The organism is Corynebacterium sp., from assembly GCF_043426755.1.
In the GTDB taxonomy this organism is placed as follows: domain Bacteria; phylum Actinomycetota; class Actinomycetes; order Mycobacteriales; family Mycobacteriaceae; genus Corynebacterium.
Genome location: NZ_JBHWRP010000039.1, coordinates 70,200 through 93,403 on the forward strand (window position 1 = coordinate 70,200; position 23,204 = coordinate 93,403).

Annotated in this window: 21 protein-coding genes and 1 riboswitch; of the genes, 4 read left to right on the forward strand and 17 right to left on the reverse strand. The window is 56.9% G+C overall.

Annotation, left to right across the window (positions count from 1 at the left end):
• The 9 genes from ACHFGA_RS03610 to ACHFGA_RS03650 all read right to left on the reverse strand — a co-directional run bounded on the left by ACHFGA_RS03610 (nt 1) and on the right by ACHFGA_RS03650 (nt 8,497).
• Complete coding sequence (locus ACHFGA_RS03610) at nt 1–1,389, reverse strand: class II 3-deoxy-7-phosphoheptulonate synthase (protein WP_394281061.1); 1,389 nt, start codon at nt 1,387–1,389, stop codon at nt 1–3.
• A gap of 65 nt (nt 1,390–1,454) precedes the next feature.
• Nucleotides 1,455–1,967: a polyadenylate-specific 3'-exoribonuclease AS gene (locus ACHFGA_RS03615; RefSeq protein WP_394281088.1), complete on the reverse strand. Its 513-nt coding sequence runs from the start codon at nt 1,965–1,967 to the stop codon at nt 1,455–1,457.
• A gap of 36 nt (nt 1,968–2,003) precedes the next feature.
• Entirely contained in the window at nt 2,004–2,198 is a 195-nt protein-coding gene (locus ACHFGA_RS03620) for a hypothetical protein (protein ID WP_394281062.1), read from the reverse strand.
• A 21-nt stretch (nt 2,199–2,219) separates the two neighbouring features.
• The gene (locus ACHFGA_RS03625; protein ID WP_394281063.1) at nt 2,220–3,371 is read right to left on the reverse strand and encodes an acyltransferase family protein; all 1,152 of its coding nucleotides are present in this window, start codon (nt 3,369–3,371) and stop codon (nt 2,220–2,222) included.
• A gap of 138 nt (nt 3,372–3,509) precedes the next feature.
• Nucleotides 3,510–4,244, reverse strand: a complete 735-nt coding sequence (locus tag ACHFGA_RS03630; RefSeq protein WP_394281064.1) for a lysophospholipid acyltransferase family protein — start codon at nt 4,242–4,244, stop codon at nt 3,510–3,512.
• A gap of 11 nt (nt 4,245–4,255) precedes the next feature.
• Nucleotides 4,256–5,227: an ROK family protein gene (locus ACHFGA_RS03635; protein ID WP_394281065.1), complete on the reverse strand. Its 972-nt coding sequence runs from the start codon at nt 5,225–5,227 to the stop codon at nt 4,256–4,258.
• A 43-nt stretch (nt 5,228–5,270) separates the two neighbouring features.
• Complete coding sequence (locus tag ACHFGA_RS03640) at nt 5,271–6,386, reverse strand: glycosyltransferase family 4 protein (protein ID WP_394281066.1); 1,116 nt, start codon at nt 6,384–6,386, stop codon at nt 5,271–5,273.
• Nucleotides 6,387–6,398: 12 nt separating this feature from the next.
• Complete coding sequence (locus ACHFGA_RS03645; RefSeq protein WP_394281067.1) at nt 6,399–7,445, reverse strand: NlpC/P60 family protein; 1,047 nt, start codon at nt 7,443–7,445, stop codon at nt 6,399–6,401.
• Nucleotides 7,446–7,753: 308 nt separating this feature from the next.
• Nucleotides 7,754–8,497, reverse strand: coding sequence for an NlpC/P60 family protein (locus ACHFGA_RS03650; protein WP_394281068.1), 744 nt, complete (start codon nt 8,495–8,497; stop codon nt 7,754–7,756).
• Between the two features lie 10 nt (nt 8,498–8,507).
• Nucleotides 8,508–8,686, reverse strand: a riboswitch (cyclic di-AMP (ydaO/yuaA leader).
• 537 nt (nt 8,687–9,223) lie between these two features.
• Here ACHFGA_RS03650 and ACHFGA_RS03655 point away from each other — a divergent pair.
• Genes ACHFGA_RS03655 through ACHFGA_RS03665 form a run of 3 tightly spaced genes read left to right on the forward strand, consistent with a single transcriptional unit; the run spans nt 9,224 to nt 13,090 of the window.
• Nucleotides 9,224–10,582 (forward strand): adenylosuccinate lyase family protein, encoded by a 1,359-nt coding sequence (locus tag ACHFGA_RS03655; RefSeq protein WP_394281069.1) that lies wholly within the window; start codon nt 9,224–9,226, stop codon nt 10,580–10,582.
• Nucleotides 10,583–10,602: 20 nt separating this feature from the next.
• Complete coding sequence (locus tag ACHFGA_RS03660) at nt 10,603–12,093, forward strand: DASS family sodium-coupled anion symporter (protein WP_394281070.1); 1,491 nt, start codon at nt 10,603–10,605, stop codon at nt 12,091–12,093.
• A gap of 46 nt (nt 12,094–12,139) precedes the next feature.
• Nucleotides 12,140–13,090: a LacI family DNA-binding transcriptional regulator gene (locus ACHFGA_RS03665; protein WP_394281071.1), complete on the forward strand. Its 951-nt coding sequence runs from the start codon at nt 12,140–12,142 to the stop codon at nt 13,088–13,090.
• 124 nt (nt 13,091–13,214) lie between these two features.
• Here the strand turns inward: ACHFGA_RS03665 and ACHFGA_RS03670 are convergent, their stop codons facing one another.
• The 6 genes from ACHFGA_RS03670 to ACHFGA_RS03695 form a co-directional block, all read right to left on the reverse strand.
• On the reverse strand, nt 13,215–14,834 hold the full coding sequence (locus ACHFGA_RS03670; protein WP_394281072.1) for a cytochrome bc complex cytochrome b subunit: 1,620 nt from the start codon (nt 14,832–14,834) through the stop codon (nt 13,215–13,217).
• Nucleotides 14,834–16,057 carry a ubiquinol-cytochrome c reductase iron-sulfur subunit gene (locus ACHFGA_RS03675; protein ID WP_018580638.1) on the reverse strand — a complete coding sequence of 408 codons (1,224 nt, stop codon included), beginning with the start codon at nt 16,055–16,057 and terminating at the stop codon, nt 14,834–14,836. The genes ACHFGA_RS03670 and ACHFGA_RS03675 overlap by 1 nt, the downstream gene beginning before the upstream one ends.
• Entirely contained in the window at nt 16,054–16,902 is an 849-nt protein-coding gene (locus ACHFGA_RS03680; protein WP_394281073.1) for a c-type cytochrome, read from the reverse strand. The genes ACHFGA_RS03675 and ACHFGA_RS03680 overlap by 4 nt, the downstream gene beginning before the upstream one ends.
• 48 nt (nt 16,903–16,950) lie before the next feature.
• Nucleotides 16,951–17,571: a heme-copper oxidase subunit III gene (locus ACHFGA_RS03685; RefSeq protein WP_018580640.1), complete on the reverse strand. Its 621-nt coding sequence runs from the start codon at nt 17,569–17,571 to the stop codon at nt 16,951–16,953.
• A gap of 470 nt (nt 17,572–18,041) precedes the next feature.
• Nucleotides 18,042–18,473, reverse strand: a complete 432-nt coding sequence (locus ACHFGA_RS03690) for a cytochrome c oxidase subunit 4 (protein WP_394281074.1) — start codon at nt 18,471–18,473, stop codon at nt 18,042–18,044.
• 20 nt (nt 18,474–18,493) lie between these two features.
• The gene (locus ACHFGA_RS03695) at nt 18,494–19,588 is read right to left on the reverse strand and encodes a cytochrome c oxidase subunit II (RefSeq protein WP_394281075.1); all 1,095 of its coding nucleotides are present in this window, start codon (nt 19,586–19,588) and stop codon (nt 18,494–18,496) included.
• A gap of 528 nt (nt 19,589–20,116) precedes the next feature.
• Between ACHFGA_RS03695 and asnB the strand changes: the two genes are divergently transcribed.
• Entirely contained in the window at nt 20,117–22,045 is a 1,929-nt protein-coding gene (gene asnB, locus ACHFGA_RS03700) for an asparagine synthase (glutamine-hydrolyzing) (RefSeq protein WP_394281076.1), read from the forward strand.
• Here the strand turns inward: asnB and ACHFGA_RS03705 are convergent.
• On the reverse strand, nt 22,042–22,743 hold the full coding sequence (locus tag ACHFGA_RS03705) for a DUF1266 domain-containing protein (RefSeq protein WP_394281077.1): 702 nt from the start codon (nt 22,741–22,743) through the stop codon (nt 22,042–22,044). The genes asnB and ACHFGA_RS03705 overlap by 4 nt on opposite strands.
• Before the next feature lie 101 nt (nt 22,744–22,844).
• Entirely contained in the window at nt 22,845–23,189 is a 345-nt protein-coding gene (locus ACHFGA_RS03710) for an iron-sulfur cluster assembly accessory protein (RefSeq protein ID WP_018580645.1), read from the reverse strand.
• Between the last annotated feature and the right edge of the window lie 15 nt (nt 23,190–23,204).

Sequence of the window (23,204 nt, forward strand, 5' to 3'; positions counted from 1 at the left end):
CTAGTAGCGCAGCATCTCGGCGACGAGGAAGGACAGTTCCAGCGCTTGCTCGGTATTCAGGCGTGGATCACACGCCGACTCGTAGCGACCTGGCAGATCAACATCGGTGATGTCCTGGGCACCACCGAGGCATTCCGTGACGTTCTCACCGGTCAGCTCAATGTGAATGCCACCTGGGTGGGTCCCTAGTGCACGGTGTACCTCGAAGAAGCCCTGTACTTCGTCAATCACCTTGTCGAAGTGGCGGGTCTTGTAACCATTCGACGCGGTGAAAGTGTTGCCGTGCATTGGGTCCGACTGCCAAACAACCTTGTGGCCAGATTCCTCCACGGCCTTGATCACGCCAGGCAGAACCTCGCGAATGTTCTCGTGGCCCATACGGGCAACCATCGTCAGACGCCCTGGCTCACGGTTCGGGTCGAGGCGCTCCGCGTACTCAACTGCCTCATCCGGGGTCACCGACGGGCCAATCTTGAGGCCGATTGGGTTATCGATCAGGGCAGCAAAGTTCACGTGGAAATCCTCGATGCCACGGGTCCGCTCGCCGATCCACAGCTGGTGCGCAGAGAGATCGTAAAGCTTCGTCTCGCCGTTCTCGTCCTCCGCCAAACGCAGCATCGCACGCTCATAATCGACCAGCAGTGCCTCATGAGAGGCATAAATATTCGACGTCCGCAGATGAGTATCATTCACTCCACAAGCATCCATGAATGCGAGCGAGCGGGAAATCTCGCGAGACAGCGCTTCATAGCGCGCACCCGCAGCAGAGTTAGCGACGAACTCGCGGTTCCATTCGTCCAAGTTGTACAGGTCCGCGGTGCCTGACAACGTCAGGGCGCGCACCAAGTTCATCGCCGCGCCCGAGTTCGCGTACGCACGCACCATACGAGAGGGATCGTGACGACGAGCCTCTGGCGTCGGTTCCACCCCGTTGACGATATCGCCTCGGTAGTTAGGCAGCCCATTTCCGTCAAGGTCTGAGGAGCGTGGCTTGGCGTACTGGCCTGCAATACGCGCCAGCTTCACCACCGGCATCGACGCACCGTAGGTGAGCACAACTGCCATCTGCAGCAGCGTCTTTATGTTGGCGCGGACATGTGGCTCGGTGTTGGACTCAAAGGTCTCAGCGCAGTCCCCGCCCTGCAGCAAAAAGGCTTTGCCATTGGCAACGTCAGCCATCTGCGCCTTGAGCTTATGAATTTCGGGTGCGACCACGACCGGCGGGACAGACTCGAGAATCTTTCGCACGTTCTCGGCTTTCCGCACGTCCCAGGTTGGCTGCTGCTTCGCGTCGCGCGCGATCACGTCCTGGAATTGCTCGTTGAGATCACCGGGCAATGGTGGAAGATCGGGCAGCATTGTCTCTGGAATATCAATTGTCCAACTCACACTCTTAGTTGTAGCACGACACCCAGCGAAAACCCACTTTCCCCCAATGAACTAGTTCTGTGGAACTAGTCCCGCTGCGCTTTGCCTTTGCCATTTAGCGGCAAAGACTTTTCACACACCTTAAATTTCTGGAGGTTATGCCGTGCGTCGATAAGTGCGTCATGATTACCATCGGGTGTTTGGGGCAAACGCGGCTTGCCCGCCATCTCCCAGTACTGCTTCAATTCGTGCGTGTACCGCGGAAGATTGCGTGGTAAACCTGCCATATCACCCCACAGCTGGGCCAACACCACGTGATCATAGGCACCGACCCACGCCCACAACTCTGGGCGCTTGGAATCAGCCGTGAGGAATTCGTATACCTCGTGGCGGATGGTCTCTCGTGATTTCCAGACCTCGTCGTTCGGGCTGGGCAGCTTGTCCAAGACATTGTCACGAACCCAGGTGTTTGCGGCTGATGAATCAAAATCCGTCGACACGGCGTAGTACTCGCGTCCGTCCTCGGCCACAATCCCGATACTGACCAATTCGATCGTGCGCCCATCTTCGATGAACTCGGTGTCGTAGAAGTACCTCATGGAGTTAGGCACACTCACATTTCTAGTCTTGTGCTTTTAAGGGGTGGAGTCGGCTACATCATCTGCCGTGTCAGGGTTCTGGCGTTTCGTCGGAAAGAACAAAACCAGGGCGATGGCGATGCAAAAGACGGGGCCGGTGATGGTATTAGGCACCCCGAGTCCCGCCGCGACGATATACGCCACGAAAAGAACAGCTGCGATGATGACCTTGATGACAATGGAGCGACCCATTCGTCGTTAATTCCCTTCTGCTTATGCCCGCCATGCCTGGTCATTGTCACTGTAGGCGATTGACTGAGCAGACGGTTCGGCGATGCGTGTCCGCGCCGGTTCCGGAAGCTTCGGCGGATACAGGGTCCAGCGTAGTCCAGGGATCTTGCCGAGCAGCCACATGCCCACTCCGCCGATTGCGCACACGACAAGACCAAAGACTATCCACACCTGGGTAGACAGCCAGAATCCAGCGTCCTCGACTCCCACCGGGAGGCCATATACCGCAATCGGGAGAGCAATCAAAAGCTTCAAAGCAATTGGGTGACCAATGTAGATCGGCAGTGTATTTCGCCCCAGGAACTGGAAACCACGCGACAAGCCAGGAATCCGAGACAATGCAACCGCAACGACCACACCAGCAGGAAGCACTAGCAAGTAGTGCAGCTGGTTAACGAGTAGTTGCAACGCACCTTGGTCGAAGTCACCCAGCAGAGGTACCCGAAGAGCAATTGATTCGTGCGCATTGAGAAAGCTTTTCCACGATTTCACCAATGTCGCCGAAGACAAGTAGCCTGCCAGTGCAAACATGAGCCGCGTTGGTGTCAGGGCGGTCGCCGCAAAGCGCTTGATTGGGTGGCGCATATACGTTCCGATGATAAACATCGGAAGATATACGATGGACCTCCACACAATGGGAACATCTTTGAAGTGTATAAACAAGATTGGACTTAGCGCCACAAGCACTGTGCCCCACCACGGGAGTTTCTTCGTCGCCCACAGCGCAAGATTAAACAGCACCAGCGCGTACAGGAACCAGGCCCAATTCCCTCCGGTGATGATCGATTTTAAACTCGATACTAAATAATCTTGGACACCAAATGCTTCTGAAGGATCTGCGATCTGATTCCTCTGGTCAAGCAAAACCACGACGGCTGTCCACACCACATAGGGGACAATAAAAAACCAGAGCCTCCGGCGGAACAACTCGCCAAGACTAAAGTTCAACACCTTGCTGGAAAAGAGCCCGCTCACCATAAAAAATAGTGGCATACGCAGGGGATCAAGGTGAGTATTGGCCTGCCACAAGAGGGAATCTCTTGCTCCTGGGACGAACGTTCCCACGTGCAGCACAACGACGCCGATGATGGATAAACCTTTGGCTACGTCTGGCCACGCTAAACGCTTGGTCATGGTTCTGCCTCCCGCCTATCCTGCTCTACCCCTGTTAGCGCTGTGAGCGCTGTGTCGAAAACATGTGTAATGCTACCGCTTTCACCTGCGGAAACCAAACACTTTCTGCACACCACGCGCAGGATTAGGAGCGAAGGGCTAGTGTCGGCGCGCCTCTGGCGGATAACCCTTGCCTTCCTCAAGTGACTTTTTCACGTCACCCGCGTAGATATCGACGTAGTCGAATCCAGTAAGCTCGGTCAGCTTTTCCATCACATAGTCAGTAAAGGGGCGCATGACATCGTTAGAGTCAGGATCATAACCATTGGCGCGCGCCCACTCGTGTGGGTCAATCGCCTCACCCACACGCATTTTCACCTTGACCGGCCTGACGATGTACGAACCGATCGGGTTCGCATCCGCCGAATTGATCATGCCCAAAGGCACGACGGGAGCCCCGGAGCTCATGGCCACACGGGCCATGCCCGTCTTCCCCTTGTAAATGCGCTTGTCTGGTGCGCGTGTTCCCTCAGGATAAATCCCGAATAGATCGCCGCGATCGAGGACCTCGTGGGCAGCCTTCAGCATATTGTCACCCGCGCCTTCCTCACCTCGGTGGACGGGGACTTGACCGACGGAGGTAAAGAACCATTTTTGCAACCGTCCCTTCAAGCCAGGGCTGGTAAAATACTCACCCTTCGCTGGGAAGGTGAGCTGTCGATTACACACAAGCGGGAAAACAAACGAGTCATAGACTGACTGGTGATTGGAGGCGATGATCGCTGGGCCCTCACTCGGGATATTCTCCAGCCCTTCGATGTCCGGCCGGCTCCACACCCATGCCAATGGTCCAAGAAGAATATGCTTATAGAACCAGTACCACTTGTTTTGCACAGGGCTGCTCCTCACAGGCTGTTACGGGCGAGATCAGACACTCCGATCATACCCGCCTCAGGCCCCATCTCAGCGACGACAACCCGGGGCAGCGGCCGGAAGCCCGACCCAACAATATTCGACGCTAAGTGTTCTTTCGCCTTCGGCAAAAACATGTCCGCGTCCTCGCTGACCCCTCCCCCAAGCACAATGAGCTCTGGATCCAAGACATCAGACACGATGGATAGACCTTGGCCCAACCACTCGGCGAAATTGTCCACTGTAGCTTGCCCAAGCGCATCCCCGTTGCGGGCCGCCTTCATGATGTCGTCGCCTGTTGCACGCTTTCCGACGACGCGGCGGTACAGCGTGGTGTACTCGTAACAGCCTTGAGTGGCAATCTGCACCGCTGTATCAATCAGAGCAGTCCCCGATGCGTAACGCTCCAAGCATCCTTGTTTACCGCAGGAACACACGCGGCCCCCGGGGACCACGGTGATATGCCCGAACTCCGGCGCTGTGCCGTACGCGCCGCGATAGATCTCGCCGCGGTGCATCAACGTGGTGCCGATGCCAGTCCCTACTGCAAACAGCACCCACGTCTCAACATCTTTGGCCGCACCAAAACGGTATTCACCCCAGGCCGCAGCGTTCGCGTCGTGCTCGAGTTTCACCGGAAGGCCGATTGCCTCCTGCAGGATCGCACGCACTGGAGCATCGTTGCGCCACGGCAAGTGCGGCGCGAAGCGGATGATCTCGCCGGCGGTATCGAGAAAGCCTGCTGCCGCTACGCCGACGGCGGCAATCTCGTGGCGGGCGCGCAGCCTTTCGGTCAACTCGACGATGGCTTCTTCCATCTCAGCAGCCGTTTCGGGGGTGCGTGTCGACGCGTGGTCAATAATTTCGCCCGACGCCGTGACAACGCCGGCGCGGGTGTTTGTGCCCCCGATGTCAAAACCTACTGTGAGCACGTCGCTGGAAGGAGGTGAGGATTCCATAACCATCTACAATATCTTGCTCAGTGATTGAGAGTATGAACAACCCGCATTAGAGCAGGCTGTTCAACCGTTGCCCCATCAGGTCCCACGTCCAATGCTCAAGCACATGGGCTCGCCCTGCTTTGCCTAGACGCTCCCGGCGCAGTGGATCGTCGAGAAGCGACACAATGGCTGAAGCAATCTCGCGTGTATCGGCGCCATCGACGACAAGCCCGGTCTCAGGAGTGACCGTCTCCGGCGCACCCCCCGACTTACCGGCGATGACGGGAACGCCACACGCTTGGGCTTCCAGGTACACGATGCCAAGGCCTTCCACATCGAGGCCGCCTCCACGCGTGCGAGCCGGCATCGAAAAGATATCTGCAGCTGCGACCAGGTCACGCATGTCCTCGGAAGAAACTGCCCCAGTAAACGTGACCGCTTGCGCTACATCCGCGGCTAAAGTTTCAAGTGTGGCGCGGTACCGGCCCTTACCGACGATCACAAGGTGGGCATCCGGGAAACGCTCAAGAATCTGTGGCATACACCGGATCAGTTGATCCTGCCCCTTGCGAGGAACGAGGCGCGATGCACACACAATGACAGGGCCAGCGCCAAGCTCCCATTTCTGCCGCGTCTTGGCGATCTCGTTCTTAGTGGCCGGTCGGAAAAAGTCAGTATTAACCCCGCTGGGTAGATGCACATATCGCGGTGAGGGACCGAATGCGCTGCGGAATCGATTTAACGTGTACTGCGAAATATAGGTGACAATATCCGCATGCCGCCCAATGAGCGTCAACGCTTGGCGTGCGAAAGGAAGCATCGACCACCCAACCTCATGACCATGCGTTGTGGCGATCACTCGCGTTGCACCAGCACGCTTCGCTGCGGCGCCCATCAGAGCCAAAGGGGCAGCGGCACCGAACCACACTGTTTCAATATTGTGAATGCGGATGAGCTCCTGCATCCGCGCAATTGTAGCGGGTGTAGGCAGCATGACCGACCGTGGCCACCGCACTGTGCGGTAGTCGCTGGCGGCGTCATACTCGGCAGCCGCTTCAGCGTCTTGGGTGGAGGCGAAAATAATGATCTCGCCTGGGTCCACTGTGGAAAGAAAGTCGCGCAAGTACGACTGAATCCCACCAACGGTTGGTGGGTAGTCATTCGTAACAAGCAGCGTTGTCATTGCTACCGCAGCTTAGTAGCGGGAAGCGCCCTGAATCGGCATCGAGTCATATGGCACAACTTGGACAGGAATGCCATAGTCCGATGCATGCACAACCTGGCCATTGCCGATATACATGCCAACGTGGGTCACGCCTGGGTAGTAGCCAATGATGTCGCCCGGCTGGAGCTGGGACAGTGGCACTGACTGGCCACCGGCCAGCTGGGCCTGCGACGTGCGCGGAATGGACTTTCCATTCTGCGCGTAGGACCAGTACATCAGTCCCGAGCAATCGAACTGGTTCGGCCCTGCGGCTCCCCAGCCGTACGGCGAACCGAGCTTGCTCATCGCCGCGGCGACCACTCCGCCTGCTACCGGATTACCGTCCAAGGATGCAAGATCAGGCAGCGGCTCCGTGATCGGATCATTCTTATTCAGCCACTGATCACGCTCAGCACCTTCCAAGGAGTTCACTTGGTTCTCGATCTCGCGGACCTGAGCCTCAAGTTCCTGGCGTTCCTCATCGAGCTGTCGGAGCTTCGCGTCCAACTGGTTGCGGTAGAACTCCGCCTCCGCCACGGCGATATTAGCGGCATTCGCCTTTTGTACCGCCGTCAGGTTCGCGTCCTGAAGCTGAGCCAAGGTGCGCTCCGTGTTACGGGAAATCGCTCCGAGGTAGGCCGCGCGGTCAATGACTGTCTGCGGGTTACCCGATTCCAAAGTGGTGATTAGCGGATCATTTTGGACGTTGCGGTATTTCGACACCGCAACACCATCTACGTCATTTTGGAAGCCGTTGCGAGTTCCCGTGGCAGACGCCACCGCCGCGTTCGCCGCGTCTGCTTCGACACTCAGTCGATCCAAACTCTCCTGCGCACGCTTGATATCTTCCTCAAGTTGCTTGACCTCTTCGTTTTTGGCGCCAGCCTCAGTAGAGACGTCTTCCATCTGCGAGATCAAACCGTCAACGTCTTGGGCGTACGACGACGGCAGTGCAACGTTGGTTACGACAACGGCTGCCGCAAGTGGCGGAACCAGGGAGGTGAAACGAGAATTCTTCCGTGCGCGATGCTTGGCCACAGTATCCTCTCTTGCAAAAGAAACTTAATTTTCACTAAGTGAAACGAGATGCTAACCCAAGTAACTATAGCGGTTAAAACGTGTTCAGCAAAGTGTTTCAAAGCGAAATTTGCGGTGCATTCACTTCCGCCTCACACTTAACTACGACGACCGGAAAATCCCCGGCAACGTGCCAGGATGTCGACGATTAGATCTCCCCAAAATGCAAACACCCCTTTACCACGCGCATATTTGTGATGCTGCGCTATGGGTAAAGGGGTGTTTGTCAGATCGTCGCTACACCCTAAGGATGTAGCCTAAAAAATCTCTTAGTAACGGACGACCGAGTGAATTGGCATGTAGTGCAGTGGACGTTCCGCCACTGGGGAGCCGGAGTTCAGCGCGTCGATCATTACGCCGTTGCCCGCGTAGATAGCAACGTGGGATGCGCCGCTGTAGTAAACAACGATGTCGCCTGGCTGGATCTGGTCCAGAGGAATCTTCTGGCCGCCGGCTGCCTGTGCGCCGGAGGTGCGTGGGATATTCTTGCCCGCCTGAGCGTATACCCACGAGGTGAAGCCGGAGCAGTCGAAGGCGTTGGGGCCAGCTGCGCCGTATACGTATGGGGATCCGATCTTCGAACGTGCAATATCCACGATCTTCTGACCAGTGGACTGCTGAGCCACTGGTGCTGGCGCAGGAGCCGCTGCAGCAGCTGCGTAGGTAGCTGGTGCAGGTGCGTGCTGTGCCTCAATCTGATCCAGGAAGGCCGCGAAGCCTGGGATCTGGGTTGCGCCAGGGATGGCACGGACCTGGGAGATGGCGGAACGCACATCACCGTAGTACGCGTTGTTGGTCTGGATGGAAGGAATCCACTGCTGGATGCCTGGGATGTTCTCAATACCTGGAACGTTCTCAATACCTGGAACGTCGACGGAAACAGGGGTACCTGGGACGGTAACCTCAGCTGCGGACGCGGTAGCTGGTACCAGGAGCGTCGAGCCCATGACCGCTGCGGAAACTGCAGCGACCTTGCGTGTAGTGTTCTTGTCCTGGCGACGGTGCTTAGCCACGAATAATCTCCATATCTTCCTGCAATGCCTACCGAGTTAGCTGACGGGTTCGGTGAGGAAATCACCTTTCCTTATTTGCAGCTCCGGATGGAGCCTGCCCTACTAAGGAATTCACCCCAGGGATATCATTTGGGTCCCCGGCTCCCGCCTTGGCGTTAGTGCCCGAACGGGATTCGGCAATATATGTTCAGTTCGTACTTTGCGTCCGGTTGGTCGCAATGTCTCGATAAGGTTACGAAACTGCAACAAACTTTGTCCAGTGACTCGCCCGTTATCTTCTTGTTATTTTTCTTTTTGCGGAAAACACTGCTTTTTTGACGATCGTCCCTTCACTTAATTCTTCAAGTACAGCGCCGCCACAAGCCTGCGACCTGCGCATTCTACCGCGCTTTCCGACCAACTCACCTTTCCGCGAACTCATTTTCATTAACTTTCGCAAATTTAGCAGCTTATGTGATGTTGACCACAAGCGCCAGTTGTAACAGCTTTTGGGGCGCCCCAAACGAAGCTGCAGAGCCCGATGGACCGTCCATTGGTGTCAGTTTTTACCGCCCTATTACCAAGACACGAAACGGGGCACCTTACCCGAGCTGACCCAAAACCACTTCCCGCTTGCCAATCGTGACCTTGCCCACCCTCCCTTCCTTTCATTGCACATGTTGGATACGATTCCAATTGTAAGTTGGAATCGTATCCATTAGTTTTTCTACTCTAGGAGTCATCACCATGTACCCCACCGACAAGGCCCCCTTCTCACAGCTTTGGCAGTATGCAGGAAACTCCCGCCAGCTTGAAATCTTCTCCTCGGACGCCACCATCGAATCATGGCTTGCAGCAGAACGCGCCCTTGCTAGCGCGCAAGCCCGCAACGGTGTCATCACCGAGGACGACGCCTCCGCGATCAATGAAGCCGCCGTGTTGGAAAATATCGACCGCGAGAAGCTCTGGGCCGACGCGAAAAATGTCGGCTATCCCATCCTCGGATTGGTTCGTCAGATCTCCGCCCATCTACCAGAGGGCCCGAACGGGCGCGTCCATTATGGCGCCACTACCCAAGACATCATGGACACTGGTCTAGCCCTGCAGATGAGCGCCTCCCTTGAGGCTATCGACGAGCAACTCCTACGTTTCGGAGACGCTCTTGCCGCGCGTGCCGAAGAACACAAGACCACAGTCATGCCGGGACGCACGCACGCGCAGCAAGCTATCCCGACGACATTCGGTGCCACGCTGGCCACCTATCTCGAACAAGTTCGACGTCAGCGTGAACGTCTCTTCCAAGCGCTTGAGCGGGTGAAGGTCATCTCCCTCTTCGGTGCCGGTGGCAACAACGCTGCACAGGGCAAGTCAGCACCTCAAGTGCGCCGCGACATGGCCGACATCCTAGGACTATCAGACCCAGTTGTCCCCTGGCACGTCGAACGTGACGTACTCGGTGACTACGGCTGGATGTGCTCGTCGATAAGCGGAACCGTTGCAAAGTTGGGACGCAACATCGTCGATCTTTCGCGCACAGAGGTCGGTGAAGTATTTGAACCTTACAACTCCCACCGCGGTGCCTCTTCAACAATGCCCCAGAAAGTCAACCCAATTTCGTCCGAGCTCATGATCGGTATCGCCACGGTCGCCGGGGCGCTAGCTTCCTCACTTCCGCGCCTGCAAGAGTCCGGTCATGAACGCGCCGCAGGTGAGTGGCAGGGTGAGTGGCTCATCATTCCTACTCTCGGCAACCTCGCCGGAGCATCTCTCGATGAGGCGATCATCGTCGCGGAGGGAATGCGGGTCAATGCGGAACGCATGCGCTCCAACTTGAATTTTGACGGTGGCCTCATCATGGCGGAAGCGCAGATGATGCAACTGTCTCCAGCAATGGGCCGGGAAAAGGCACACGATCTTGTGTACGAAGCGGCGACTAAGGCCCGCGAGACTCAAACGACTCTGCATGAGGAGCTGCCTATCATCGCCGAGCAGCACGGTGTAGCAGACCTCTTGCCAGAGAAGTTTGTCGAACCAGCAGACTACGTCGGCGAAGCCATCGGCATCGTGGAGACCGCAGTCGGTCGCTGGAACGATTCCCGCAACTAGCAGCTAAGGAAATATCGCTCATGAGTACCACAATAACCAACGCAGATGATGCCCCGACGACGGTCTCAGCACCGGCGCCCAGCCATTGGAAAAAGCTCCTCGTGGGGTTCGGAGTGCCGACCGCTATCTTCCTCGCGCTGTGGTTCTCCCCGCATCCTGCAGAACTCTCTGAAGAGGCCTGGCGCATGTTTGGCCTCTTTGTTGCCACCATCGTCGCCATCATCCTCAAGCCAATGCCTATGGGAGCGGTGACGATCATCGGCATGATCATTGGGGTACTCACGGGCCTTCTACCCCTGACTGCCGGCGAGCCTGGCGAGCCTTATGCGCTAATGGGCTTTGCCAATGGGACGATCTGGTTAATCGTCATGGCGTTTCTCATCTCCCGCGGTTTTATTAAAACTGGCCTAGGCCGCCGTTTAGCTTACTGGTTCGTGTCCAAGGTCGGTGGCAAAATGCTAGGCGTCTCCTACGGCCTCGCCCTAGCCGATCTGGTCCTCGCCCCCGCTATCCCCTCTGCGACAGCCCGTGGGGGTGGAATCATGGCCCCGGTAATGCGTTCTGTCGCTCTAACTTACGACTCCCAGCCGGGGCCTACTCGGCGACGCGCCGGAGCTTTTCTTGCCCTCAACGTTGGGCAAGTCAACGCGATCACGTGCGCCATGTTTTTAACAGCCATGGCTGGCAACCCATTGATGGCTTCCCTCGCCGGCGAAGTCGGTGTCGAATTAACCTGGACAAACTGGGCGCTCGGAGCGATAGTTCCGGGGGTGGTTGCTCTCATCGTCGTACCGTGGGTGGTCTACAAGGTCTATCCTCCGGAGCTGAAAGATACGCCAGAAGTCAAAGCAATGGCAGCCCGAGAGGTACACAATTTCGGACCACTGACGTACGGGGAGAAGGTCCTCAGCGCCACGTTCGTCTTATTGCTACTGCTGTGGACCGTCGGAGACCTTGTCTTTGGAATATCAGCGACCACCACGGCATTCGTCGGGGTCATCGTATTGCTCATTACCGGAGTACTAACCTGGTCAGACATCACCCATGAGCACGACGCATGGGACACCATGGTCTGGTTTGCGGTGCTCTACATGATGGCAACAGCCCTGTCGGCCTATGGCTTTATTGACTGGATCTCCGAGCTCATCGCTTCAGGTCTGGGCGACATGCACTGGATACCCGCGCTTGTCCTATTGGTTCTCATCTACTTCTTCAGCCACTATCTTTTCGCCTCGGCGACGGCGCATATTTCCGCGATGTATATCGCATTCCTTGGTGCCGCAATCACGCTTGGCGCTCCCCCGCTACTGGCAGCCCTTCTGCTGGCTTACACGTCGAACCTGTTCACATCGCTAACCCAGTACGCTGGCGGCGCGTCACCGACACTATTCGGACTGAACTACATCACCGTCGGCGAGTGGTGGCGCACAGCAGCAATCGCTGGAGTGGTGTCACTGAGTATTTGGATTGTCGTAGGCGGAGCCTGGATGAGCCTCATCGGCATCTGGTGAGACTACAATTAATGGCTACTTCAATCGAGCCAGAGGAGCCACCACTATGACCAACCGCCCCAACCTCCGTGATGTTGCTGAGGTCGCCGGGGTTGGATACGGAACCGCGTCCCGCGCATTGTCGGGGCGCGGTTCCGTCTCCAAGGCCACACGCGAAAAGGTGACAACTGCAGCACGGCAGTTGGGCTATCGCCCCGACCCCTATGGCCAAGCCTTGCGTAGTAAGCGCACCAACTTGGTGGGAGTGATTCTTCCGGACCTTATCAACGAGTTCTATTCCGAGGCCACGGAGGTTATCCATGCTGAGTTGGCTAAAGCTAATTACCATTTACTCGTTTATGCTGCACCGGATGCCGAGCAACAAGAGCGCGCTTTAGCGACTCTGGACGCGCAAAGGGTCGCCGGACTCATCCATGTACCAGTCCCAGGCCTCAGCACCATCCACGATATTCCTTCGGTCCAACTGACGCGCGATGAGCTGGGAGACAACGCCGCGCTCGTGGCTTGTGATGACTTCGCGGGCTTCCGTGACCTCAGTGCGATGGCGGTCTCATCTGGATACCAGCGTGTTCATGCGCTGCTTGGTGATGCTCGCTTATCGACGACATCGACCCGCGCCCGTGGCATTCTCGCATCCGCACCAGAGGCACGTTTACATTACGGGAACTACACCGCGGCCTCCGGACGTCAGCTAACGGCACAAGCACTTGACGACGGCGCAGATTCTTTTATCGTCGGCTCCCCTAGGCTTATGGCCGGCGTCGCGGCAGAGTTAAAAGACCGAGGTTTAAGAATCCCAGATGACGTTGGAGTAGCTGCATATGATGATCCGGAGTGGTACTCCCTGATCGGTCCCGGCATTACCTGTTTCACTCCTCCTCGCGCCATGATGGGCACAGAAGCCGTTCGGATTTTACGCGGCCTCATGGATGGGACAGGAGAGCCCGAGCGGCTTTTCCTCCCGGGAGCACTCATCTCTCGTGGATCTCTCTCATAATCTCTCGACAACATACATGGTCTCCCCAGGGCGATCTTAATTACCGCATATAGATAAGACGACCGCCCTGCCCCTCATTGTGAGGGCAGGGCGGTTTTTGTGAGCGCTTATTCTTTAGCGAGGGCTAGTTAAGGCCCTTTTGCTCGTCTTCGATGCGGTTCTGCTCGTTGAGGCGACTCAGGGCTTCCATTTCCTCATGGTGGTTCTCGCGCTTGATCTGGGCGCGCCGAGCCATGAGCTCAGGATCATCAGCCTTGAACATGCCAGAGGTTTCGGAGTCAGAGTAACCAAGCTGGTTCATCTGCTTCGGAACGCGAGCGCCCGTGTACTCGAGCGGGATAGCGTTACCCTCAGCGTCGGTTGCCAGCGGCTGGTGGATCTCGACGAAGGCACCGTTAGGCAGCTTCTTGATGACACCGGTCTCAATGCCGTGTTCCAAAACCTCACGGTCGGAGCGCTGCAAGCCAACACAAATGCGGTAGGTCAGGAAGTACGCGATCGGAGGCAGCACAATCAGACCGATACGGCCGACCCAGGTCATCGCATTCAGCGAGATCTGGAAGTGGTATGCAAACAGGTCGTTACCGCCGGACAGAGTTAGCAGCAGGAAGAACACGATACCCATTACACCGATGCCGGTGCGAACTGGAACGTCACGTGGACGCTGCAGCAGGTTGTGGTGAGCGTTGTCACCAGTAGTCTTCTTTTCGATCCATGGGTAAGCGAACAGGAGGACCACCATGATCAGTGCCATGACGACCACCCAGAATGCGCCTGGGATCGTGTAGTTACCGATGTAGAGCTCCCATGCCGGCATCACACGCGCTGCACCGTCAGTCCACAGCATGTAGATATCAGGCTGAGAACCTGCAGAGACCTGGGACGGATTATAAGGCCCGATATTCCAGATCGCGTTAATGGTGGTGAGACCAGCCATTGCCGCCAGCACAGCGAACACGATCAGACCCATACCGATAGCCTTCGTTGCGAAGACCGGCATGATTCGGATGCCCACAACATTGTTTTCGGTGCGGCCAGGTCCCGGGAACTGGGTGTGCTTCTGGTACCAGACCAGCAGGACGTGAGCTGCGATTAGCGCCAGGATCAGACCAGGCAGGACCAGCACGTGCAGGATGTAGAAACGGTCCAGCATCAGATCGGACGGGAAGTCGCCACCGAAGATAGCCCAGTGGACCCAGGTGCCCAGAATTGGGACAGCCAGGATGATCGCAGACATAATACGCAGACCAACGCCGGAGAGCAGGTCGTCTGGCAGGGAGTAACCCATGAAGCCTTCGACCATGCCCAGCAGGATCAGGGTGCAACCGATGATCCAGTTAGCTTCACGTGGACGACGGAACGCACCGGTGAAGAAGATACGCATCATGTGCGCCACCATGGACATCATGAACAGCAGAGCTGCCCAGTGGTGCATCTGGCGGACAAAGAGGCCGCCTCGCACCTCGAAGGAGATGTCAAGGGCCGTTGCGTAGGCGCGGGACATTTCCACGCCATTCAGTGGTAGGTATGCGCCGTCGTAGATGATCTTCGTAATCGAAGGATCAAAGAACAGCGCCAGGTAGATACCCGTTAGCAGCAAGATGATGAAGCTATAGAGAGCTACCTCACCAAGCATGAACGACCAGTGAGTCGGGAATACCTTGTTCAGCTGCGGGCGCAGAAAGCCCGCGATTGTCGTGCGCGAATCAACAGCGTTCGCGGCTTTTCCTAATTTAGTGCTCATTACGACTTACGCTCCCAGAAAGCAGGGCCGAGTGGCTCGATGAAGTTGCCACGGGCGATGAGGTAACCGTCTTCGTCAACCTCCAGTGGCAGCTGTGGAAGTGCACGCGCTGCTGGGCCGAAGACTGGCTTGCCGTGCTGCAGTGCGTCGAACTGCGACTGGTGGCACGGGCAAAGAATACGGTTGGTCTGTGCTTCGTACAGCGAGGTCGGGCAACCGATGTGCGTACAGATCTTGGAGTACGCGTAGTAGTCGCCGTAGTGGAAGTCTTCTTGACCTTCACGTTCGATGACCTTTGCTGCATCGTCGGAACGCAGACGGATCAGCATGACAGAGTTACGAGGACCGTGGATGGAGTGCATGTGGTTCTCGTAGACATCACGGGACGGATCGTAGAGATCGCCATCGTTGACGTCTTCTGCAGCCAGTGGGTATACGGTTTCCATACCTGCGGCTGCGATCTCCTCCGGACGAACACGGACCAGACGGGAAACACCAGTTGTGGAGTAATGGCTACCGGACTCGCCTTCGTGCTTCTCGGCAATCGCGCCGGTGTCACGTGCGAGGTACAGCTTGACACCCTGGTCGTGAAGATCCCAACCAGAGGTCCACAGGGTTCCGTCGCCGTTGTAGTTCATCTCGTGGCGTGGACGCCATGGATCCTTGATCGCACCACCCAGTGGGGCGATGATGACCAGGCCTGCGAGGAGACCGGCACCGCCGAGGAGACCCTTCATCACGTTGCGACGACCAAGCGTGGAAGTCTCCCACGCGTCGGTCAGCAAAGCGGTAGTGGTGCGGCGGTCGACTTCCGACGAGTAACCGTCATGGCGGCGCTGCACTGCTACCTCTTCAGGAATGAACTTCTTCACGTACTGGATAATTGCGACACCCAGGCCGAGAAGAGCCAAACCGGAAGTGAGACCCAGAAGAGGAGTGTACAGAGAGAACACGCCCAGGCCTTCGTCACCGTGGAACTTAGGCTCCCACGGCCAGAAGAGGTATACAGCCAAGAAGGCGATACCAGAGATGATCGAGACTGCTAGCCAGATGTTGATTCCGGCAGCTGCACGCTTCTCCGCTGGGTCGTTTTCGATGGGGAAACGTTCCTTGCGGTACGCAATGGTTACGTCATCCATCTCGGTGCCGAGCGTTGCCAGCTCAGCATTGGACATCGCGTCGAGCTCGCGGTCGGTGTAATTCTTGTTTACGTCGTTACTCATGAGCGCGATCCAATCCACATAGCAGCGGCGCCGATCAAAGTGACGCCAATCATCCACATAGCAAGACCCTCAGAGACAGGTCCAAGGCCGCCGAGTGCGTATCCCGAAGGGCTTGGAGTCTCCTTCGAGGACTTCACAAAGGCAATGATGTCCTTCTTCTCGTCAGCGGTCAGCTGGCGATCAGAGAACTTCGGCATGTTCTGCGGGCCGGTCAGCATAGCCTGGTAGATCTCCTGCTCGTTGGCAGGGTCAAGCACAGGCGCGTACTTACCGGAGGACAAAGCGCCGCCACGGCCAGTGAAGTTGTGGCAGGACGCGCAGTTGGTACGGAACAGCTCGCCGCCGCGGGCGACGTCTTCAGACTGAATCTGTCCGTTGTAGTTCTTACCGCGCAACTCCTCCATTGCGAGGGTGCCGTCTTCGTTGTACACCAGCTCTGGGCCACCGCCGTTAGCGGCGACATATGCGGCAAGAGCGAGCGACTGCTGCTCGGTGTAGCGAGGCTGCTTACGCTCTGCCTGAGCATCGTTCGACATCATCGGCATGCGGCCGGAGTGCACCTGGAAGTACACGGCACCCTCGCCGACGCCGATCAGCGAAGGGCCACGGTCCTTGACACCTTGCAGGTTCGCGCCATGGCAGGTGATGCAAGCAACGTCGTAGAGGTCCTTGCCCTCTTGGATCAATGCTTGCTCATCACGCTGAGCCGTCGCAACCTGCGCGTCAGGGGTCAGAGCCGAGGCCAAGATGCCTGCGCCGGTCAGGCCAACGGTCAGGGCCGCGGCACCGGCGACTGTGCGACGAACCTTGCGGTTGCGCACCTTCTTCGGGTTCTTTTCCATCATTTTCCCTTTAGCGACTATGTGTTGATTCGTTTTCAGACCCAATGGTCATTACTGGACTAGGTACAAGGTGATGAACACGCCGACCCAGATCACGTCGACGAAGTGCCAGTAGTAGGAGGTCACCATTGCGGCAGTAGCCTGTGCCGGTGTGAACTTCGACTTCGACACACGAAGCATCACGACGATGAATGCGATGATGCCTGCAGTCACGTGAGCCATGTGGAAGCCGGTGATGATGTAGAACACCGAGCCGTAGACACTGCTTTGGACAGTTACACCATGGTGGATCATCTCGTACCACTCGAAGGCAACCAAGCCCAGGAAGATTACGCCGAGAATGATCGTGATGGTGAACCACTTCCTCAGTCCGTAAACGTCACCCCTTTCCGCTGCGAAGACGCCGAACTGCGAGGTGATGGAGGAGGTGACCAGGATTACGGTGATAATCAAACCGTAAGTCACGTTCAGATTTGCGGTCTGAACCGCCCAGTCGCCTGTCGCCATGCCGTTCGCACGCGATGTGAAGTACATCGCGAAGAGCCCAGCGAAGAACATCAATTCCTGCGCAAGGAACAGGATGGTACCCACGCTGACCATGTTTGGTCGGTTCAGCACGGGCACACGCTGTTGCTGCGCAGCCGTATTGTCATTAGAAATTGCGCTCGTCACGCATGTAAGTATGGCCGGTTTCACGCCTAAAGTCACCTTGTTCACCCCCGAAGGAATTCTGTGAACACCCCAAGTACCTGCGCTTTTAGAGCCAACGAAAGTTGTAGAAAATATTTTTAAGATTCCGGGAACTTTTTGATGCTTTCATACGACGTGCCGTTATTGCTGGTCAACCGTTTAAGTTTTAGCGCGCCAACTTTTCAACCTCAGGACACTTTCCGTTCCCAGCGGCGGAATCAACGATTTTGAAGCGCGATTTGGTTCCAGCCTGTGACTGACTTAACAAAAAGAGGGGGTATATTCTCGCAGGATCCCTACTTTCGGTTGACCCCGAAGCTTTGGTATCTAAAGATCGAGTCCCGGAATTACCCCCATTCATGCAAAAACCGGGCACCATCACATTCAAGTGATGATGCCCGGGGCGGCGGCCGCAGAAGGCAACGGCCACAGTACTCGTAGCGAGTGAAGACCTAGTGCTTTTCCCTCGGAATGGAGAACTGAAGGTTCAGCATGGTGGTCGACCAGATGAGGCAGACTGCGCCGAAAACGACGAGCCATAGTTGCCAGAAGGCAATACCGAGGCCGAGGAAGAAGATCGAGCCTGCCATAGCCAGCGGCCAGATGGAGTGTGGGGCGAAGAAGCCCAGCACGCCCGCGCCATCTTCGATCTCCGCTTCTTCCCAGTCTTCAGGAAGGACGTCTGCACGACGCTCGGTGAAGTGAAGATATGCACCGATCATCAGAGACATCACGGTAGCGAGGATTAGTGCCACGCCGCCAGCCCATTCGTACCCGAACAGGTAGGCATCGTCACTGATCCAGCTGGTGCCGAAGGCGTAGATTACAGCCATGACACCCAGGAAGGCCGCGAGGCCGTAGAAAAGTTTTGCTGATGGTCCCATTTGTAATTACCTAGCCCTTCTTAAACTCGCGCGTTGTTGTCGACGTAGTTATTCTCGTCGCGAGTACCGTCGCGCTCGGAAACGAATGGGTGGGTCGACGTTGCATATGGTGCCTCACCGATCGCTGCCAGTGCCTCGGAGTTCGGTGCCTCAGGGTTGTCCTGACGGAACTGCATGTACTGGTTGAACTGGTCACGCTCAACAACACGCAACTCAAAGTTCATCATGGCGTGGTAGGTACCGCACATCTCTGCACAACGACCAACGAATGCGCCGGTCTCATCAATCGACTCAACCTGGAAGCTACGCTCCTGCTGGTTAACCTCAGGGTGGGCATAAGCGTCACGCTTGAACAGGAACTCTGGAACCCAGAACGCGTGGGAAACGTCACCCGAAGCCAGACGGAACTCAATCGGAGTATCAACCGGCAGAACCAGAACTGGAACTTCCTCGGTTGAACCGATGGTCTCGATCTGGTTGAAGTTCAGGTAAGACTGGTCACCCTTGGACTGCCCGTGGATTGGGTTCGGGTTAGCAACACCATCTGCATCGAATCGAGTCTCGTCCGCTGCCGCCTGACGCTCCTCATCGGTGCCGACGTAATCCTGGCCAGTTCCGGAGAGCTCGCCAGCAACGTTCGCGTAGCCAAACTTCCAGTTCCACTGGAACGCGGTGACATCGACGATAACCTCAGGGTTCTTATCCTTCGCGATGACCTTTTGCTGAGTCTGGACGGTGAAGAAGAACAGCACCATCACAATGACGATTGGCGCGATAGTCAGCACCAGCTCGAGTGGAATGTTGTACTGCAGCTGCTTCGGGAATTCACCCGCGCCCTGCTTCTCACGGCGCTTGCGGTTCCAGCGGAAAATCGACACGAGGAAGATGCTCCACATAATGATGCCGATAACCCAGGCGGTCACCCAAACCCAGATCCAGAAGTTAAACATGCTTTGCCCCTCAGGGGTGATGGGGTCTGGCCAGCCCATTCTCACAAGATTAGTGATGGCGTCCGGGGCCGCCACATCACAACCCGCCAGCGCAAGACCGCTGAGCGCGATTGCACTGACGGCGCCGAACTTGCGCGCGAAGCCACGATTGTTTCGCATTTCCACGTGTGTCTGCCTTCCTGTCCACACAACAAAAGTCTCGAACAGCATTCGAGTATTACTACATACATAGAATAGTTCACTGAGCGCCCGCCTTTAATTCGTCGGGAAAGATCAAACTTTCGATACCTGAACGGGGATTATGCTGTCGGCATCAAACTACAGGCAGTGGCACCTCTACCCCCGCAAACGTGATCACCACCTGCCGTCTCGCGTGATCTGCGACATATTCGGCAGTTTTTTCCTACACCTAAAGTTGGCCCCCAATTGGGGACCAGCTAAAGGTGGAAGTGGGAAGCTGTAATTTTTGGTCTCGCGGATCCCACCTGTTTATGTGCCCCCGCACCAACGTTTCCGCTCAGTGTCCGACCACCGATTCGAGGCGCGGAGGAAGGTATTTCCATAAGTCTTGAGGACGCGACCCCTTCGTAACCTCTTCCCTTCCCGTATGCGCGTAGACTGCTCTAGTGAACTTGGAACTCGGGGCGCTTCCCCGCCGTTCTATGCCTTATATATAGGAGCGATCTTTACACTATGTGCGGTCTACTAGGAATGCTGACCAGTCGCGGTAACGCAGCCGACTTTGTCGACGCCGTCGAGCAGGGGTTGCCCTGCATGCGCCACCGCGGCCCTGATGGCGCGGGTACGTGGCACGATGATGCCGTTGTATTTGGCTTCAATCGCCTTGCAATCATCGACCTGGCCCACTCCCATCAACCACTCCAATGGGGTCCCGTAGACGCACCTGAGCGTTATACTTTGGTGTTCAACGGCGAAATCTATAACTTCGTCGAATTGCGCGCTCAGCTCCAGGCGGCGGGCTACGAATTCAAGACCTCCGGCGACTCTGAAACCATCGTCGTGGGCTATCACCACTGGGGCGCGGACGTAGTCAACCACCTGCGCGGCATGTTCGCCTTCCTGATTTGGGATACGGAGACCCAGACTTTGTTCGCGGCTCGTGACCAGTTTGGCATCAAGCCGCTCTACTACGCCACTACCGAGGCTGGCACGGTCTTTGCCTCTGAGAAGAAGTCGATCCTCGAGATGGCTGACGCGATCGGTCTAGGCCTGGACCTTGATAAGCGCGCAATCGAGCACTATGTCGACCTGCAGTATGTTCCAGAGCCAGAATCTCTTAACAAGGAGATTCGCCGCGTGGAGTCTGGCTGCCACGTGACATTGAAGGCTGGCGAAGAAGTGAACGCTGTGCGCTACTTCAAGCCTCAGTTCCAGACCACCCCGGTCCCGAAGAGTTCGGAGCAAGCACTCTTTGACCGGATTGCTCGAGTACTCGATGATTCCGTCGAGAAGCACATGCGCGCTGATGTCACCGTGGGCTCATTCCTCTCCGGCGGCATTGACTCGACTGCCATCGCCGCGCTGGCGAAGAAACACAACCCAAACCTGCTTACTTTCACAACCGGATTTGAGCGGGAAGGTTACTCAGAGGTCGACGTCGCGGCGGAATCTGCTGAGGCGATCGGGGCGGAGCACATCGTCAAGATTGTCTCGCCGGAAGAATACGCGGACGCGATCCCGAAGATTATGTGGTACCTCGATGATCCCGTCGCTGATCCTTCACTGGTCCCCCTCTTCTTCGTAGCCCAAGAGGCCCGCAAGCACGTCAAGGTAGTGCTGTCCGGTGAAGGCGCCGACGAACTCTTCGGCGGCTACACCATTTATAAGGAGCCACTGTCGCTCGCGCCTTTCGATAAGGTGCCAGATCCGCTGCGGAAGGGCCTGAGCCAACTCTCGCGAATCTTGCCTGACGGCATGAAGGGCAAGTCCTTGCTGGAGCGCGGTAGCCAGAAGATGGAAACCCGCTACTACGGTAATGCCCGCAACTTCAATTGGGAGCAGCTGCAGCGCGTGCTGCCGTGGGCGAAGCGCGAGTGGGACCACCGCGAGGTCACGGCTCCCATTTATGCCGCTTCGGAGGCCGCCGGCATGGATCCTGTGGCGCGCATGCAGCACCTGGATCTGTTCACATGGATGCGCGGCGACATCCTGGTCAAGGCCGACAAGATCAATATGGCCAACTCTCTCGAACTGCGCGTGCCGTTCCTGGACAAGGAGGTCTTCGAGGTCGCCCAGACTATCCCGCATGAGCTCAAGATTGCCAACGGTACAACGAAGTACGCTTTACGACGAGCACTTGAGCAGATCGTCCCAGCACACGTACTGAACCGCAAGAAGCTCGGTTTCCCAGTGCCAATGCGCCACTGGTTAGCCGGCGATGAACTATTCGGTTGGGCGCAGGACACCATTAAGGAGTCCGGCACTGACGACATCTTCAACAAGCCTGAGGTTTTGGAGATGCTCAAGGAACACCGAGATGGGGTCTCCGATCACTCCCGTCGCCTCTGGACTGTCCTGGCCTTCATGGTGTGGCACGGGATCTTCGTCGAAAAGCGGATCGACCCACAGATCGAGCACAAGGATTACCCGGTCGACCTCTAAAACTCGAGGCGTAGCCAGGGCGATTCTGGCACGCGCTCGAAGTAGTTCATGTAGAGCAAGTCCATCCACGCGGCGTGCGAGCCCTGCGAGTGCAGGGCCAACGCCACGTGGTAGGCCTCATTGAACTCGCGCCAGTTCGCGTATTCGCGGCGGGCAGACCGCGCGATATCGGCCAACACTTTCGACATTTGTTCCACGCTGACCCACTCAAGCGAGCAGCCGATGTAGGCCAGAGTGGCCAGGCGGCGCAGATCCCACGCGACTAGCGAGTTCGGTACGCGTGGTGGCAGTAATAATTGCCCGTCGGGAAGCGTGTCGACGCCGGCTTGTGCCCTCTCGCCGAGCTCCGCGGCAGATGGGTCTGCACCAGATGAGATGTGGTCGAAGGCGGAGTAAAAATCTTCCGCATTATGCACTTCCCAGGAATCGCGTAGCAATCCCGTCAGCTGGGAGCGTTGCTTCCTGCCCCAAAGCCCGGTGAGATCCTCCGGGCCGTCGACGGTGCGAGTGAAACTTTGAGTAGCCTGCGGGAAACTCAGGGCGAAGCCGAATCCAACTGCGGGATCATAGACCTCGGAGTAGAGCAGCTTATCGGGCATGATGGTGCGGTAGCTGCGGATGCGTGTGGTGTCGATATCCATGAACTCGTCGAAATTGCTGATCCCGCGCTCGCGGGCAAAATCATAAACCTGCTGCATAACTTTTCTCTGCTAGGCCTTTAAGTGGGCATGAACGAAAACATCCCGCCTCACGTCTCCACTATGGGAAACCGTGGGCGGGATATTAGAAAATGGTGGCTTTAGTTGAAGGAGTCTCCGCAAGCGCAGGAGCCACCAGCGTTTGGGTTATCGATGGTAAAGCCCTGTGCCTCAATGGTGTCCGAGAAATCGATGGTTGCACCGGCGAGGTAAGGAACGCTCATCTTATCGACCACCAGGCGGACGCCGCCGACGAAGTCTTCCTTATCGCCATCCAGCTCGCGGTCATCGAAGTAGAGCTGGTAGCGCAGGCCAGCGCAGCCACCAGGCTGGACAGCGATGCGGAGGGAGAGATCGTCACGACCTTCCTGGTCAAGCAGGGCTTTTGCCTTCGCAGCAGCTTCGTCACTGAGGATGACACCGGTGGAGGAGGTAGGTGCGGTCATTATGGTCTCCTTAAA